At 46.7% G+C, this 14,200-nt stretch carries 12 protein-coding genes; 5 read left to right on the top strand and 7 right to left on the bottom strand.

All coding sequences use genetic code 11. The features are described 5' to 3' along the window. Positions 1 to 39: 39 nt before the first annotated feature. Positions 40 to 1,056, top strand: coding sequence for an NADPH dehydrogenase NamA (namA, locus tag BBI11_RS08365; RefSeq protein WP_068462312.1), 1,017 nt, complete (start codon positions 40 to 42; stop codon positions 1,054 to 1,056). A gap of 500 nt (positions 1,057 to 1,556) precedes the next feature. On the opposite strand, the gene BBI11_RS08360 is transcribed toward namA, so the two are convergent. The 6 genes from BBI11_RS08360 to BBI11_RS08335 form a co-directional block, all read right to left on the bottom strand. Continuing rightward, positions 1,557 to 2,624 (bottom strand): ABC transporter ATP-binding protein, encoded by a 1,068-nt coding sequence (locus BBI11_RS08360; protein ID WP_068462309.1) that lies wholly within the window; start codon positions 2,622 to 2,624, stop codon positions 1,557 to 1,559. Next, the gene (locus BBI11_RS08355; protein WP_068462307.1) at positions 2,621 to 3,445 is read right to left on the bottom strand and encodes an ABC transporter permease; all 825 of its coding nucleotides are present in this window, start codon (positions 3,443 to 3,445) and stop codon (positions 2,621 to 2,623) included. The genes BBI11_RS08360 and BBI11_RS08355 overlap by 4 nt, the downstream gene beginning before the upstream one ends. Continuing rightward, positions 3,445 to 4,329, bottom strand: coding sequence for an ABC transporter permease (locus BBI11_RS08350; RefSeq protein ID WP_068462306.1), 885 nt, complete (start codon positions 4,327 to 4,329; stop codon positions 3,445 to 3,447). The genes BBI11_RS08355 and BBI11_RS08350 overlap by 1 nt, the downstream gene beginning before the upstream one ends. Next, the gene (locus tag BBI11_RS08345; RefSeq protein ID WP_068462304.1) at positions 4,313 to 5,557 is read right to left on the bottom strand and encodes an ABC transporter substrate-binding protein; all 1,245 of its coding nucleotides are present in this window, start codon (positions 5,555 to 5,557) and stop codon (positions 4,313 to 4,315) included. The genes BBI11_RS08350 and BBI11_RS08345 overlap by 17 nt, the downstream gene beginning before the upstream one ends. A gap of 89 nt (positions 5,558 to 5,646) precedes the next feature. After that, positions 5,647 to 6,309, bottom strand: coding sequence for a TVP38/TMEM64 family protein (locus BBI11_RS08340; protein WP_068462302.1), 663 nt, complete (start codon positions 6,307 to 6,309; stop codon positions 5,647 to 5,649). Beyond that, positions 6,306 to 8,189: an FAD-dependent oxidoreductase gene (locus BBI11_RS08335; RefSeq protein WP_068465684.1), complete on the bottom strand. Its 1,884-nt coding sequence runs from the start codon at positions 8,187 to 8,189 to the stop codon at positions 6,306 to 6,308. Before BBI11_RS08335 ends, BBI11_RS08340 begins: the two co-directional genes overlap by 4 nt. A 185-nt stretch (positions 8,190 to 8,374) precedes the next feature. Between BBI11_RS08335 and BBI11_RS08330 the strand changes: the two genes are divergently transcribed. The 4 genes from BBI11_RS08330 (at position 8,375) to BBI11_RS08315 (ending at position 11,985) form a co-directional block, all read left to right on the top strand. Next, positions 8,375 to 8,956, top strand: coding sequence for a CDP-alcohol phosphatidyltransferase family protein (locus BBI11_RS08330; protein ID WP_068462300.1), 582 nt, complete (start codon positions 8,375 to 8,377; stop codon positions 8,954 to 8,956). A 15-nt stretch (positions 8,957 to 8,971) separates the two neighbouring features. Next, positions 8,972 to 10,060: an FAD-dependent oxidoreductase gene (locus BBI11_RS08325; protein ID WP_068462298.1), complete on the top strand. Its 1,089-nt coding sequence runs from the start codon at positions 8,972 to 8,974 to the stop codon at positions 10,058 to 10,060. 510 nt (positions 10,061 to 10,570) lie between these two features. Further along, on the top strand, positions 10,571 to 11,269 hold the full coding sequence (locus BBI11_RS08320; RefSeq protein WP_068462296.1) for a Na-translocating system protein MpsC family protein: 699 nt from the start codon (positions 10,571 to 10,573) through the stop codon (positions 11,267 to 11,269). 230 nt (positions 11,270 to 11,499) lie between these two features. After that, the gene (locus BBI11_RS08315) at positions 11,500 to 11,985 is read left to right on the top strand and encodes a DUF948 domain-containing protein (RefSeq protein ID WP_068462294.1); all 486 of its coding nucleotides are present in this window, start codon (positions 11,500 to 11,502) and stop codon (positions 11,983 to 11,985) included. Between the two features lie 331 nt (positions 11,986 to 12,316). On the opposite strand, the gene BBI11_RS08310 is transcribed toward BBI11_RS08315, so the two are convergent. Then, positions 12,317 to 14,062, bottom strand: coding sequence for a dihydroorotate dehydrogenase (locus BBI11_RS08310; protein WP_237150245.1), 1,746 nt, complete (start codon positions 14,060 to 14,062; stop codon positions 12,317 to 12,319). Positions 14,063 to 14,200 lie beyond the last annotated feature (138 nt).

The following is a 14,200-nucleotide window of genomic DNA, read 5'->3' as shown; positions in this document are numbered from 1 at the left end:
TACTAATTCCTTGTATAGATACTGAAGGAGGAATTTTACGTGGCAAAACTTTTCGAAGAATTTGAGCTTAAAGGAGTCCATTTCAAAAACCGCATCGTTATGGCCCCGATGTGCATGTACCAAAGCGATAAAGAAGATGGCCATGTCACCGATTGGCACCGTGTTCATTATCCAACGCGCGCAGTTGGCGGTGTCGGGCTGATCATCACCGAAGCGACTGCGGTCCAGCCAATTGGACGCATTTCCTCGCGGGACCTTGGCATTTGGGATGATGCCCATATCGACGGGCAGGCAGAAATCGTCCGATTGATGAAAGCAAATGGTGCAAAAACAGGCATTCAGTTGGCCCATGCAGGGAGAAAAGCGACTGTTGATGGTGACATCCAGGCACCGAGCGCGATTGCTTTCAACGATCAATACAAAACACCGACAGCGATGACAGCAGAGGAAATCGATGAAACCGTTCAAGCATTCCGGGATGGTGCGATTCGAGCCAAAAAAGCAGGGTTTGATGTGATTGAAATTCACGCAGCCCACGGCTATTTGATCAACCAATTCCTGTCGCCTTTGACTAACAAGCGCACTGATGAATATGGCGGCAGCAGCGAGAACCGTTACCGCTTGCTTCGCCGTGTCTTGGACGAAGTGAATGCTGTTTGGAGTGGCCCGTTGTTCGTGCGCATTTCAGCAGAAGATTATGCAGACGGAGGCATGAACCCTGAACAATACGTCGAAATGACCCAATGGATGAAGCAGCAGAACGTCGATTTGATCGATGTCAGTTCAGGAGCGGTCGTACCAGCGAAAATCCCCGTCTATCCTGGCTATCAGGTGAATTTTGCGGAAACGATTAAAAAGCAAACGCCGATTGCTACAGGAGCTGTCGGCTTGATCACCGAGCCGCGCCACGCAGAAGAAATTCTTCAAAATGGCCGTGCCGATTTCATCTTCCTGGCCCGCGAATTGCTGCGCAACCCTTATTGGGCCTATACCGCCGCTACTGAGCTTGGAGCCGATATCGAAGCTCCTGTGCCTTATGAACGGGGTTGGATATGAGACAGTTGCAAAATAGCTGTAATTTAGTATACTTAAAGTAACGAAAAAAAACCGGATGCTGTGTGCACCCGGCCAGCTGCATGCCGCCTGTCGAGGGCGGTCGGCTGGACACTATAGGTTTACGAAATAACCGTCAGCCCACGCCAATGGGACGGTTATTTTTTTTTTGGAATGACCAGAATCAAGGATAAGACGAGCGTGAATGCACTAATCGTCAACCCGACACTCGTGAACACAAGCGAAAATGCTTCTGCCATGGTCATGCTACCACCCCCTTTCTATAGGGAATGGCCAAACCGCCCTCATGCAACTGTACCTTTATTTTACCATAAAAAGAACACATGTTCTATTAATAACTGTAAAAATAATCAGTAAAAATAACCCAATTCCCCGCAAATGTCCATATCGCAATAATGGTCTTCGCCGGAAGCTTGCGCTGGATAGGCCAACGAAAAACCCCTTGCCGATAATTTGGCAAGGGGGTTTTTCATGTAGATGCGCTATTCTTTTAAAAACCAAACTTCTTTCATGTCCACTAGCAAATCGATTGGTTCCCCGACCGCCGTTTGTTCGGCTTGAAAAGTAGTGAACACACATTCCAACACCTGGGTTTCCGCTATGACCTTCAAGTTGTATGTACCACTGACATACTTCATTTCTTGGACGATTCCGCGGATCGAAACATGGCTGGATCGGTCTGCTGCCGCTGCTTTAATCGATTCTGGCCTAATGACCATATAATAATCGCCGTCTGCTAGCGGTTGATATACAGAAGCGTCAATTATTTTATCAGAGGAGACAAACCGGCCATTAGTTACTTGGCCGCTCAAGATATTTTTCAAGCCCAGGAAAGAAGCAACCACTGTATTTTCAGGCCGCTCGTATAACTGTCTGGCAGTGCCGATTTGGCGCAATTGCCCTTCGCCCATGACCGCAATCCGGTCAGATAACGCGAAGGCTTCATCGCGGTCGTGCGTAACGAACAAGACGGTGACGCGAAATTCTTTTTGGATCTGGCTTAACAGCTCGCGCATCTCTTCTCTCAGGCTCGGATCGAGTGCACTGAATGGTTCGTCCATCAGCAACACTCGTGGATTCGCTACTAAAGCTCTGGCCAATGCCACACGCTGCTGCTGTCCGCCGCTCAGTTCTTCAGGAAAACGTCGGCCAAAACCGCTGAGTCCGACATGATCAAGCATGCCGCGCGCTGCGTTAAGACGTTCCTTTTTTCCGACTTTCTGCATTTTCAAGCTAAAAGCAACATTGTCTTCGATGGTTTTATGCGGAAACAGCAGCGACTGTTGGAACACCATAGTAAACTTCCTTGATTCGGGTGGCACATTGCTTAGGTTTTCATTTCCAAACCAAAGCTCCCCGCCATCTGCCTCTAATAAGCCAGCGACCAATTTTAGCAAAGTTGTCTTGCCGCATCCGGAAGGGCCAAGCAGTGAAAAAAACTCGCCTTCGCGGATCGTTAACTGGACCGGGCGAAGCAAAAATGATGCCTCGTCCTTTGCTTGGGTAGACCGGTATTTCTTTTCGATATCGATAATGCGCAAATCGCTCACGGTTTCACTCCTTTCTCTTGCTGCGGGACTCTAGACATTTGGTAATAGCGTTTCAATGCAGCGTCCATTCCCACCAAGGCCATAATGGCAATGGCAGCATAAAGTAATGAGTACGCTGATGCTATCGCAGGGTCGCCTCCGCTGATAAACGGAAACAGCAAGATTGGCAAAGTGACCACTTGACCGGCACCGATGATAAAGGTGATCAAGTATTGACTCAACGAAATCAAAACGCTCAAGCTAGCGCCCGCCAATATGCCAGGCAATAAATGCGGCAGCACGACATGGAAAAATCGAGGCATGGCCCGTGCTCCGAGCATGCGCGCCTGGTCTTCCCAATCAACCGATAAGGTTTGGTAACTGACCATGACCGCGCGGAACATATACGGCAAGGTCGGTGCAATATGTGCCAACACAACACCAAAAACAGTTTCAGTTAAGCCAAACCGTAAAAAGCTTAAGTGAATGCCCATCACCGAGATAAAGGGCGGAATGATGATCGGCGCAAAAATAATCGCTTCGAACAGCCATCTGCCGCGAACCGAATAACGCACCAATGCATTGGCAGCCGGAAGCGCTAATAGGAGATTGATGAACGTAACGATTAAGGCAATCCATAAACTGATGCCGACTGCTTGCCACGTGCGAATGTCGTTGACAACATATTCCCATGCGCGGAGGCTCCAACCTTGTGGGAAAACATCCGGCCAGCGCCAGCCGAATGACAGGCTTGAAAGTATCAAGGGAACAAACGGGACGAGAACGAAGATGAACAAACCGATGATCAATAATAATGATAAAAAGCGTGGTTGTTTTTTCATTAGCCCCACCCTTTCAATACGTTCCAGCGCTTGCTAACGTAATACGCTACTAGCCCCAGTAAAATGGTAATAGCTGCGAGAATCATATTGACGGCCAGCGCTTCTGGTCGGTCAGAAAGGGTACCGCTCGTGTAGAGTTGATACGAATATACAGGCAATACGCTTGGATAGGTAACCCCGAGCAGAAACGGCACTTCAAAAGCCGAAAAAGTAAAGACAAAGACGATAAACGTCGCAATTGTCCATGCCGGCATTATGACAGGCACGACCACTTCGCGGATAAATTGCCAAGGGCCTGCACCAAACACACGTGACACGTCACGCCAAGAGCCATGTATCCGTGACAGAACCGGATACAGCATGAGCGCTACAAACGGCGCTTCTTTCCAAGCGTAAGTGAGGATAATCCCCCAGCCGAACGAATCGTTGACGAGTACTGGGAATTCTGTCATGCCGTCGATCCAGCCAACAGTCGCAAGCAGTCTTGATACAAATCCGCTTTGTGTGAATATCAGCACAACCATATAGCCGGCGACTAGATGCGGAATCGTCAAAGGCAATTGAAACAACCGTTGCCAAGGCCTCGGTATTGCCTTTTTCGTAGAATTGTTGACGAAAAACAATGCCACCGCAAGAAAGGCACCGATGATTGCGGATATTAACGAAGATAATGCTGCAACTCTTAATGTAAGAGCCATCGATTGCCAAAAATCTGAAGAATGAAGAAGTCTATCATAAGCAGTCAAGTTCAAACCAGTCTCTCCGATCGCCGGAAAATAACCGAAGCTTTTCAGCAATCCATCAAAAATCCCCCCGAAAAACAGGAGGATGATGGTAAAGGATGCCGGCAGCAGCAAAAGATAGGGCTTACTCTTTCGCCACATGTTCCGTCCACCCTTCTTCAATAATATCAATATACTCAGAAGACAATTCGGGCAAGCGATTTTGTTCCAATTCTTCAATGGACAATGTCGCTTCGCCGAGATCTACCTCATTCATCGCTAGTTGTTGCTCAGGAGATAATTTCTCCAAATCCAGCGCCGTCAAATCGCCCCAGTTTTCAGGCGACAATTTAGCGGTTTGGGCGGCTGGTGACATCAATTCATTGATGGCCACAAGCGCTCCCGCTTTGTCGGATGCATTGAACGGAATGGATAAAAAATGCGTATTTGCGAGTGTGCCCCCGTTTAATATAAACGTTCGTGTCGACTCTGGAAAACGGCCCTTCAATACTTCACTCGCCGCAAGTGCCGGGTCGTAACTCATCGTCATAGCAATTTCACCGCTCGCAAACAATTGGTCTTGTTTTGCCAAGCTTTCCGGATAGGTTTCGCCTTCGCGCCATAAATACGGCTCAATGCTGTTCAAGTATTGCCACATTGGCTCCAAGCGTTCCTCCAAATTCTCTATGTCTGCTGCGGGTTGCTGATACTGCACGTGGCCACCGGTTGTTTCATATAACACCTGTCGGATAAAAGCGCTTCCCGTAAAATCAGGCGGTGCGGGGTAAGTGAACTGTCCTGGATTTTGTTTGACCCAATCAGCAAGTTCACTCATTGACTTGGGCGGATCTTCATATTGGTTCTCGTCGTGCACCAAAACAAACTGAGCCTTGCCCCACGGCGCTTCTAAGCCTTCCACCGGCTCTCCAAAATCCTCCGAGACTTCCGGTGCATCCGCATTGACATAATCATTGAAATTCGGCAATTGCCCGGTGAAATCTCCCCACAACAAATCGTTGTCTTTTGCGGCTTTAAAGTTTTCGCCGTTGATCCAAATAATGTCCATACTGCCGTCGGTCTTACCAGCTATTTTTTCATCGAGCAATTGATTGATAATGTCCTGCGCATCGTTCATCGGGACCCGATTGAGCTCAATGCCATAGTCTTGTTTTATACGCGGGGCAACCCATTCATCTAAATAATTGTTAATGTTGTCGCTCCCGCCCCACATGTACATATTGACTTCTTGGCCTTGCGCTGTGTCTTGAATGGCATCCCAGTCAGCTGTCAATAAGCTGTCCGCATTTGTTGCATTATCGGCATCTTCAGAAGAACAAGCAGATAAGATGATGCTCAGTGTACCTAATGCCGCTAATGGATATGTCTTCATTAATCCCACTTCCTAATTCCTTTTAATATTGCTCATGCTGGTCTAAATTTAGCGCAGCCTTCTAAATCATATCCATTCATTCCGGCTGTTTACTTGATAGTTCCAGAGTTGCGGCCATTCTTTTTGGCCCAACGGTTGCGGATCAAAATCGGCACAACCGTTAAGACAATGAAGACTGCGACAGCTGCTGCAATAATTTGGGGGTTCCCGCTGACGAAGCTGCTGCCGAGAAAGTTATAAGCAAAGGTTCCCGGTATGATGCCGATCAAGGTGGCCAAAGCGAACGACACAAAACGAACTTTGGCGATAGCTGCCAGATAGCTGATCAAGTCAAAATTAATGACCGGAATCAATCGGAACAATAAGACATACAAAAAGCCATTCTGCTCCATCTGCGTTTGTATTTTCGCCGCATTGCCCGTCCATTGCTTCTTGACCAAGCTCTTTCCCACTGTCTTAGCGACAATAAAAGACAGCGCTGCGCCCAAAGTCGCACCAATGATGGTGTAAAGCGTACCCATCCAAGCCCCGAAGGCCAATCCGCCAGCGATTGATAACACCGAGGCCGGAAAGAAAATCAGCGGCCTGATGGTATAGGCAATGATGTAGACGAGCGGCGCCCATAGCCCAAACGATAAAATCCAATTGCGGAGATCCTCTGCGTTTACGTCGAAGACTGAGCGGCTGAGCCAAATAACTAGGACAATGGCCAGAGCCGCTAAAGACCATTTGATGACGCGCTTAGTATTCATGAATTGCGCGTGTGAGTCGAAATGCTTGAATAGCGTTTTCTCATGTCCTCATAGCGCTTGCGGTTGACCCCTTGATCTGAATATCCGACACGCGAGGCGGAACGGAATTCGATTTGCTGTGCTGCATCATTAAAGTAGAACTCGATATCGTCTTTGAATCTCATCAGTTTGCTCGTTTCGACTGCATAAACGTAATTGTGGCTTACTTGCACAATCCGAACGCCTTCATAAGATTTTAACATGCCGAGCACATTTTTCTTCGCTTGTTCTTTGCTGCCATTATACGGCCAAGCTGGAACAAACTTCCCTTTTACAGTCGTTTGCGATGATACAGCATTCGGCGTAGACGGCATTTCTTGCAAGCGCCCATTCTTCACGCCTAACTGTGGCTTGCTATTGTTTTGAACCGCCATATTGGCGATACCTACCCCTGCTGCTGCCGCCGCTCCGTATAAGCCGATTTTTCCGACAGGCAGTTCTCCTGCTTTCGCTTTATTAAACGTTTTAACGACCGGTTGATTGAGCAAGTTATCGACATAGACTTTTTTGCCGATCTTCACTAATACTTCGCTATAAGTCGGATATGGATGGATAACACTTGATAGTTTGCCCATATTGATTCCGAGTGTTTTAAGGGTTTGGATCTGGCTGATGATTTCACCGGCGCGGTCACCCAAAATGCTGGCACCGAGAATATAGCCTTTTTTATCCAAGACGATTTTTACTTTTCCGATAGAGTCTTTCTTGGTGTTGGCACGGTCGATATCGGCATAATCGTGTTCGTAGACGCGGATAGAATCTCCATGTTTCTCGCGTGCTTGTGCTTCGGTCAAGCCAGATTGGCCGAGTTCCGGATCCGTGTATGTACACCAGGTCACGTGATCGTATTTCATTTTTCGATTAATCGGCAAAATGGCATTTTGCGTCGCTGTGATGCCTTGCGCGTTGGCCATATGTGATAATTGATAAGGGCCGACCACATCTCCAATCGCGTAGATGCCTTTTGCAGTCGTTTCCATATGCTCGTCTACTTGGATGCGTTTCTTGTCGTACTCAACTCCGGCAGTTTCCAAATTATAGCCCGCTACGTTTGCCTGGCGTCCGAGTGCAACAAGCAGCCCCTCGTTGGACACTGTCATTTCTTGATCGTCTTTTTCAACTGTCAGTTTAATTTGGCTGCCTTGTTGGGAAGCTTTGACCGCTGTCGCGCCAGTATGGATCGTGACGCCTTCTTGTTTGAGTCTCTCTTGAATCATCAATGCAAGCTCTTCATCGTCGTTAGACAAGATACGGTCCGCCTTTTCCACCAGCGTCACTTGAACACCGAGACGGTTAAGTGCTTGGCTCAATTCGACACCAATTGGCCCTGCGCCGAGAATGGTCATTGTTTTCGGGAAGGATTCCAATTTAAAAATGGTTTCATTAGTTAAATAATCTACATCGCTCAAGCCATCGATTGGCGGAACCAATGGAGTCGATCCAGTGGAGAGAATGATTTTTTTCGCTTCAATCGTTTCCCCTTCTACTTCCAATGTGTTCGGCCCAGTAAAAGTAGCATAGGCGTTCACAAAGTCGATGCCGGCTTGTTGCAATACTTCCGGCGATTCCCCGGCATAAACTTTTTGGATAACGTTCTGGATATCTTTTAATACTTCTGAAGTATCGACATTTAATTCCGGTGAATATTTTTTGGCGTGATGAACTTCTTTCGCGATATTAATAAGAGATTTGCTTGGGATGCAGCCAGACCATGTACATTCCCCGCCTGGCAGATTCTTATCGATCAGAACTGTTTTTTTCGAAAATCCTGCGGCTGTAAAAGCGGCTGTCAGGCCTGCCGCACCTGCTCCAATTATTGCGATATCATATTTCTTCGTCATATTCATCATATCCCTTCTAAGTCGTGGATTACCTACATCTTAACAAAGCCTTCTGTATACTTACCCTTATTTACCCTCGAATAGTCTGCTTTTATGTCATCCTCTCAATTTAAAGAGTTCTGCTTAGGAGCTAAATAGCGATTTGCTTTATACTGAGAATATCTTTATAAGAGAAGGTGAATTACATGCTTGATACATACGCAAGAAAACACGTCCAACCTGCAGTCGACAAGACAGCCGATTGTCTTTTAAAAAAAGGCTGGACCGCTAATGGCGTAACCAAGACCGCTTTTGCCATCGGCTTTTCTTCTGGTCTGTTCATTTATCTAGGGCATCCTATTTTAGCGCTTGTTGCACTTTGGCTTTCTGGATTTTTAGATGTCGTCGACGGGACGATGGCCAGGAAAACGAAACCTTCTCCGTGGGGGACGCTGTTAGATATCAGTTTCGACCGGCTTGTAGAAATTAGCGTTATTCTTGGACTGGCCTTCCGTTTTCCGGATTCGATGTGGGCATTGTTATTATTAAGCGCATCCATCATTGTTGCCATGACCATTTTCTTGACTGTCGGGGCATTATCTGAAAAACAAGGAGTGAAATCGTTCTATTATCAAGCCGGGCTTGCAGAACGTACGGAAGGATTTATCCTATTTACGTTGATGATTGCCTTGTCTTCTTATCTAACGGTGATCACTTTATTGTTTGTCGCCATACAAATTTTCACGATTGTTCAGCGCATGGCTGAAGCTAAACGGATTTTGTCTTAGATTGGAGTGTTTGGAATGAAGATCGTCGTGTTGGTTGGAGGCGGCCATGCGCATTTGCATGGCCTCAAGCAATTCGCAGAAAATCCGCGTGAAGATGTGCAATTGGTACTCATCTCACCTACGGCTTATCAGTATTATTCAGGAATGTTTTCAGGATTCACAGAAGGCGTTTACGACTTGGATGAAATCCGCATCGACTTGAAACGATTGGCTGAAAAAATCGGTGCGGCTTTTTATCAAGACACCATTTGCGCCATCGACCCGGTTTCCCGCACACTGACGGGTTTACAAGGTCAGAGTTATCCTTATGATGTGGTGTCTTTCGACATCGGCTCCCAGACAGATAGCCCGGAAGCGCTGCGAAAATACATCTCACCGATCAAGCCCAATTACCATTTCCCGAAACAATTACTAACATTCCGGGAATCCGCCAAGCCCGTCATCGTCGGAGGCGGCGCTTCAGGGGTTGAACTGGCCTTGTCCACTCACGCCTGGCGAAAACAGCAGCACTTGCCGCTCAATGGATCGCTATTCAGTTCAGGCCCATTACTAGCTGCACAAGGAGTAGCGGCTTCCAAAAAAATTGAGGCGATTGCCCGTAAAAAAGAACTGCCCTTTTTCACCGAAGTACAAATAGATGACATTAATGAAACTTCAATCACCGCAAACAATGGCACAACTTATCCTCAAACAGCTGTCCTTTGGCTGACAGGCCCGAAAAGCCCTGCCTTTTTCGAGCGCTCTGGCATGCCTGTCGACCGTTCGGGTTTTTTGGCTGTCAATGAGTCGCTACAATCGCCCCGCTTCCCCGAGGTCTTCGGCGCTGGTGATTGCGTCTCAATCAATCGGTACCCAGATCTTGAGAAAAATGGCGTTTATGCAGTTCGCCAAGGACCGGTATTGTGGAACAACTTAATGAATTTTCTTGATGAACAAGCCTTATCCCGCTTCGTCCCACAGTCAAAATACGTGGCGATTCTTTCCACAGGAGGCGGCGAAGCTTTTTTAACTTATGGGCGTTGGGCTTTACACGGCAAAGTTCCGTGGAAACTCAAACAGTATATCGATCAAAAATTCATGAAGGCTTATAAGGCAATCTATTAGTAATGTGAGCTCTTTTCCCATTTATGACACAAGCCATGTGGCCATAATCTTTGCTTTGGATCCAGAGCCTATACGACCGTTGCACAAAATCGTCTTGAAATTTTTTCCCATTCTCGCTATAATTCTTATTACAGGAAATGCATCACCTCCCGCGAACATCGAGCGGGATCCATGAAAAGTAGTTAAATGGAAACAAAAACGCAGCATCGGCTGCCATATTGAAATTGCGCAGAGTATATACCTGACAATAGAGCTGGGAATAACGCCAAAGAGAATGAATCATTCTTTTTGGCGTCTTTTTTTATTTAATTTGCTCTCTTGGGTCAACCGCCGATTCCCGCAGGAAGCATGTTCAGCCAATTCATTAATGTGCGCAACTGCATTAGAAATGAAACTAGCTTTAAACGAGTCGTAACACGCAAGTAACAAGTAGTAATAAATGCTTGCCAAAAGCGATCGAAAAAGCAAAGAACAAGCCGGCCGCTATATGCCGGGAAGGAGCCAGTTATTATGCAGGAAGCACGACCTATTCAATCAGAAGTTTCGGGTTATATCTCCAACCTACTGCGCCAGCATTTTGGAAAAGGGCCCGCTTCTGTTTACGTCACAATCAAAAGGCCTTATATTACCATTCATTTTCGTGGATTCGTCAGTCCCATGGAGAAGATTCTTCTGGATCAAGAAGAAGACATACGGGTTCTAGAGACAAGAAACTTTATGTTCAATGCGCTGAAAACGGAAATTTTACAGGAACTTCTGAACATAACCCAGCTGAATTTCACTGAATTATACGTGGACTGGAACTTGTCGCTAAAGAGCGGCATGTTTATTGGGGTCATGAACGAAGAGCTTGTATGGGATTCGTTCGAATGGCCGGAAGATACGCAGCGCGACATTTTTCATAAACAAATGGAACGAGTGAACGAAGAAGCAGCGCGTGTTCCTGATAAAATCGACACGCTCTGGATGAGCAACCGGACTTTGCTGCTAAAGCGCAGCGGGGTGTTGGTAGGCATTGAAAAAGCATTGATAGAGGATGGATTTGTCGATATGTTGAAATTGACGAAACGTCCGCTGGAGCACAAGCTGCTGAAAGCCGCTCCGTTACACCATGCGTTGCAAAGGAATATAGATGAAATTTTCATGGATTGGAATTTCAGCCAGGATGTCGGATATATCGCCTTTATATTGGCCGCCGAAACTCGCTAACGAAAGCTAGTGTCTGTGTTACCGTAAAACGGCCATTGCCACGCGGATGACGCTGCGAACACAAGTCGCTCAGGACTAGTACGCACAACCTCGTTCTGTATGTTGCATCAAGATTTTTTCTATTTACTTAGCCAAATCCATCAAGTTTACCCAGCCTCTTTAAGTTTTGTGTTAAAAACTGCCCCAAACGGGTATGGCTTATTACATGACCGAAAAAGGAGGAAGTTTGAATGGATCCGATAATATGGCTTTACATAGCAATTGGAATCGTCGTGCTGGGCCTGATCGTGGCCATTGCAGGGGTCTTCATGCTCCTATCTGGCATTAAAGAGCCAATGAAGGAAATGAAAGGTTCGGCCAATAACTTGAAAGGCCGCGTGGATAAGTTAATGCTCGAGACGACTCATTTACAGCATACGACAACTGAATTGCAAGAAGACATCCAGCAAAAATCAGAAAAAGTAGCCGTCTTGGTCGATGGAGCGAAAGGTACGATCAATTCGATTATCGATTTGAATTCGGTTGTCCGTAGCATTACCTCTGGCATTTCAAGAAAAGTTGAAGATGACCCTGCCAACCGCGCCCAAGTCAGCCAATACAGCAATAACGCTGCTGGTTTGATGAAGTACTTGGATAACCAAAAAGACCAAAACCAGCCGAATGCCACATACAACCCAGAACCTGATGCACCTAAGCAAGTATCAAAAAACTATTAATCAAAAACAGCCCTTGAGGCTGTTTTTTAGAGTGTTGAAGAAGTCTATAATCATCTATTAATAAAAAGAATGTGACACTATTCTACAATGAACAAATTAACGAAATGTCTTAGTATTTGGAGAAGCGTTCGCTCGACTCCTGTGGATCAGCGAGATGACCGAGACCCCGCAAGGCGCAAAGCGACTGAGGAGGCTTGGGCTCGAGCCCACGGAAAGCGAGCGATAAGCTTCGGAAAATACGACTTCTTACCTTTCTCGATAGCCTGAAAAACAGCCCCTGAGGCTGTTTTTTTATAAAAAAAACTTGCCGGCGGATGCACCGGCAAGTTGCTTATTTCATGAAAAAGAATTTTTTGGACAACCACAAGCCGCTTCCAAACAACACTAAGGCCACATAAGCCGGCAGGATATGAATAAAGCTCGTATACCCAATTACGTAATGAATGAGAATCGCTGCACTGAATGCCGGCAAACCGCCCAGTAGAAAGGTATACCACACCCAGCGCTGCCCTTCTTGAAACCCCCAAAGTGCCAACATTAAAACGAGCAGGCCGACACTGATCAAGGCACTGCCAAGGCCCGCTCGATCGTGCGCAATCACCGGAATGAGCCGTTCGTTAATAGCAGAGATTTGTTCAGGATTCATGCAAATATAGGCGATATCGGTTTGGACAAAGACGCCGCTCACGCCGATTGCCGAAATGACAAAACCTGCCGCTGCGAGTGCAAACCCAAGTACAACAAACGCCAGTTGCCCCCAAAGACTTCGTTTCCAAGCTGGGTGATTCGTACGGTTGCGAGAAGTCGAATGTTCGCTGTAATTTTTGGATACTTGATAGCCTTTCCAAAAGAATGGCAAGAGAATTAACCAAAGAATGCCGTGGAGCCAGTCGAAGTAACCGAATCCGATGAATAGTAAAATGCCAAGAAATCCGAGTACACCGGCGATGTGAATGGCGCGTTTTGCCCATTCCAAACCATGACGGACACCGTATCTTGCCAATTGCATATACAAAATACCGCCAGACACCATCGTTCCGGCCACGGTCATTCGGTCATGCTGCATAAAATAATAGATATTCGGATTGATCGCCATGAGTTCTTCGCGTGATAAATTCAAAAATGCCTCATCATAAGGCATCAAAACGATTGTCATGCTGACGAGCATTGCCGCTGCGCCGCCAAGGAACATGAACAATCCGAACAACCAATGCCAAATCCAGCCATCATATACAGGAGGCGAGGCGGTTTTTTGATCCAGCAATCCTTCATTGATGCGTTTAGGTAACCCCGGGCCAGTTTGAACATAGCCGCCCGAGAGCATCACTAAATCCGCCCCTGCCTCATATAAGGCCAGGGCATCTTTTGGTTCTGCGATTCCGCCAGAGACAAGGATTGGCACTTTGCTATGCTGACGGATGGAAGACAACTTTTCGATCAATTGCCCCGACGAATCAAGCGGATATTCCATTCCTTGCCCTGTGTCTATCCCCTGTTCATCGAGGACAATTCCATCTATGTATGTTTCTTGAGACGCCACAAAAGCTGGCGAATCGATGCTATTGGCAGAACCGGCAAATAAGATCGGCTTGCCGTTGACCGCTTCTTTTAAAGACTTCCATTGTTTAATGCCATACAGCTCTTCAACAATAAATGCTTCTCCAAACGTGGATAAGGTTTTCAATAGGGACATAGTTTGTTCGAAAGTATCGTTTCTGCCGATGCGGATAAAAATCGGCTTGTCAAAAGACTCAAGCTTCGCCAACTTCTCAATTGTACACTCTATGCCGGGTGACTCTAACCGATACGGATAAATCATAGCGTTTTTGGAATCGGTGAACCTTGGCGTGCCCATCTCTACCGGATCCCAGGACACCGGCCCGATTTCGATAAAGCCCATCCCTAAATGGCCGAAAGCTTTCGTTCCGGAAAGCAAGGGATCGATTTTCCCACTCAAGCCGACGGGGTTGGCAATCGTTAAACCGAAAATTTTCGTTTCGAGCTGCTTGGCAGGAGCCGTATGCCCTAAGTATTCAATTAATTTGCTTCCGCCTGGGATCGAAGCAATCCGGTGCATTCCGTTATGGATAAACTCTCTCCCGGTTTTTGCCGGCAACTTTGAAAGAGCGGGTTCAAACATTGTATGATAAGTCCAATCCGGCAAAAAATCACGTCCTAAAACAAAGTATGTTACAATTTTACCTCATTTTAAGAA

Source organism: Planococcus maritimus, assembly GCF_001687625.2.
Taxonomy (GTDB): Bacteria; Bacillota; Bacilli; order Bacillales_A; family Planococcaceae; genus Planococcus; species Planococcus maritimus.
The sequence above is the reverse complement of the archived record's forward strand: the minus strand, read 5'-3'. Positions and strand labels throughout refer to the sequence as shown.